Annotated in this window: 2 protein-coding genes; both read right to left on the bottom strand. The window is 64.2% G+C overall.

Features of this window, described 5'->3' with window-relative positions; translation table 11 throughout:
• Nucleotides 1–1,163: 1,163 nt before the first annotated feature.
• Nucleotides 1,164–1,517 (bottom strand): hypothetical protein, encoded by a 354-nt coding sequence (locus I0Q12_RS00010; protein WP_197250000.1) that lies wholly within the window; start codon nucleotides 1,515–1,517, stop codon nucleotides 1,164–1,166.
• Nucleotides 1,514–1,975 carry a hypothetical protein gene (locus tag I0Q12_RS00005; RefSeq protein ID WP_197250001.1) on the bottom strand — a complete coding sequence of 154 codons (462 nt, stop codon included), beginning with the start codon at nucleotides 1,973–1,975 and terminating at the stop codon, nucleotides 1,514–1,516. Before I0Q12_RS00005 ends, I0Q12_RS00010 begins: the two co-directional genes overlap by 4 nt.
• Nucleotides 1,976–2,357 lie beyond the last annotated feature (382 nt).

Below are 2,357 nucleotides of genomic sequence, written 5' to 3'. Positions count from 1 at the left end.
AACGGGGAGGGTCGCTGCGCTCCCCTCCAGGGAGCCGCTGCGCGGCTCGCCGTACCTCACCTCAGGCTGCCGTCGAACGCGTCGCTGCGCTCCGCTCGAAACCGAAATTGCAGTATCACCAACAACTTTCATCGTACCTTCTCCCATCCCCCACGCCCGAGCGAGAGACCGGGACGCGCTGCGCGCGCCGCAGTCCGACCCGCTCCGTCGCTCCCAACCCGTCCCGATGCCATGCCTCCATCATACCCCATCCCCCAATCTACACATCGACACGACACGAACCAATAGAAATCGAAATATACACGTGCACAACAGAAATAGTCGATAAGAGGGGACTCTGGCGAGCAGAGTATCCGGATTTGGTTACCCACCAAACGATTTAACAACATATGTTGTGCAACAACAGAATTAAAAAACCCTCACAAAACCGGCATCGAGCCCACATCCGCACCAACCCCACGACCCGCCGGCCCAACCCAGCACATGCCACCACCCCGGCTCACACAACACGAAACCCCCGCATCCCACCCCGGGATACAGGGGCCCACCCACACCGCACCAATCGAGAGACCGACTCAGCCCTTCCGGGGCACCGATCGCCCCGAAGCCGAAGCAACGATGTCGACCAGGACTGATACGAATATCGTTGGGCGGCACACATCTTCGCCCGCAGTCCGGTCGAGGCGGTGCGGACACCGGCACGTGAACGGCTCAGCGCTAGCCGCAAAGCCGTCACTGCCGCAGTCGCGGCGTACCGGAAATCCGCCGAGAAGGCCGGTGTCGAGGAAGGCGAGATCGGACCGGTGTGTCCGCCGGAGGTGTTCGAACGGGACGGCTGGGCATGCAGGATCTGCTCCGAGCCACTGAATCCGGAGGCGAACCCACGCACACGGGAGGCTCCGGTCCTGCACTATCTCGTACCGATCGCGGCCGGCGGGGATCACCTCGAGGACAACGTGGTAGCCGCGCACCGTCGTTACGCCCGAGCCTCCAAGCCGGGGAAGCGCTGATCCGGGCAGACCGACACCGAACCTGCCGCCCGAGGTAGTAATGACACGCTCCCGGACGCAGTGGTCGGCGACAGACGTAGGGACCCTGGTGGATCAATCGCCACCGCGGGCGAAGGGATATCGATGCCAGCCTCGATCACGCTCTCGGCCAGATCATTCCGTCTGCTTCGGGTGCGCGGTACCTGCGTGCTTCAACCACAATGTGCGCCGCTCGACGTCCATCAGATACCAGATCCGCCCGCCGGCAGTGACCTCGTACTGCCACTGCTCCATCTCCACACCATTGTGCACCCCGGTCGCGAGCTTGCCCTTCAACCGGTGATGACGCGTCGTCGGTTCCTGCTCGACCTCGCGGCGACGCATCTCCTCATAGGCCACCAAGGTGTTCGCTGCGGCCTGCCGACACAACTCGTCCCAGCCTTTCGCGGCCTCACCGGTGGCGAACCTCAGATCCCACAGGGAGCCGGCCGCCGGTGGCGCGACACGCTCGCCTCGCTTGGGACTCACAGTTCCGGTGCCGGGACGGCGCCGAAGTCCCCTTCGGACGGCGTCGAGAGCATGCGGGCGAGCTCCGGATCGGCATACACCTCCGCGGTATGCCGCCACGTCTCGATAGTGCGGGCGATAGGAGCCGGATTGTCCAGCGACGAACCAGCCCGCAGCGACGCAACCAACTCGTCGATGAACTCGGTAGCCTCCTCGTGCGACAGGTAGCTCACCCACGGAAATGCCGCCTCGACGACGGTGCGGACCAGGTCCCGGTTGCCCGTGTGCAGCAGCGCGCCGACCATCGCCGTCGCGGCGGCCAGGACCTCGTTCTCCTGCTCCGCACGCGTTGCCGTCATCAAGACCAGATCCTCGGCGTCGCGTCGGGTCACGCGTAGCGGGCGCGCGCCCGAACGCTGCCACTCGGACAGCGTCGCCTTCCCCTTGTTCTGGATATCCGAGAACGGAACCTCACGCACCGACATACTTTCAATCTACTTTTAAAGTATCTGTTCGGCAAGTCCCCGCGATGACACACCCGTTACCTTCTTCGTAGTCCCGCACCGCGGGGCCACGGTCACCAAGTTCGGTATGACTTCTTGCCCCTGTCTCTCGAATGATCCGGGGGTGGTGTCGCCGAGCATGGTGACGTCGATGGACCGCTGATAGGGACAGAGCCGCCTGTTTGCGTCGGACACCGGGCAGGTCTCTTCGCGGGCGTGGGTGCCGGGTACCGACGTCGGATCGGTGACCGTCCGGAGCGAAACGAAAGGCACGCTTCATGAACCCCACCTACGCCGTGTTCTGCGGCATCGACGTGGGCAAAGGCGAACACCACGCCGTCGGACTCGACCCCGCCGG

Source organism: Rhodococcus sp. CX (assembly GCF_015865005.1).
In the GTDB taxonomy this organism is placed as follows: Bacteria; Actinomycetota; Actinomycetes; order Mycobacteriales; family Mycobacteriaceae; genus Rhodococcus.
The sequence above is the reverse complement of the archived record's forward strand: the minus strand, read 5'-3'. Positions and strand labels throughout refer to the sequence as shown.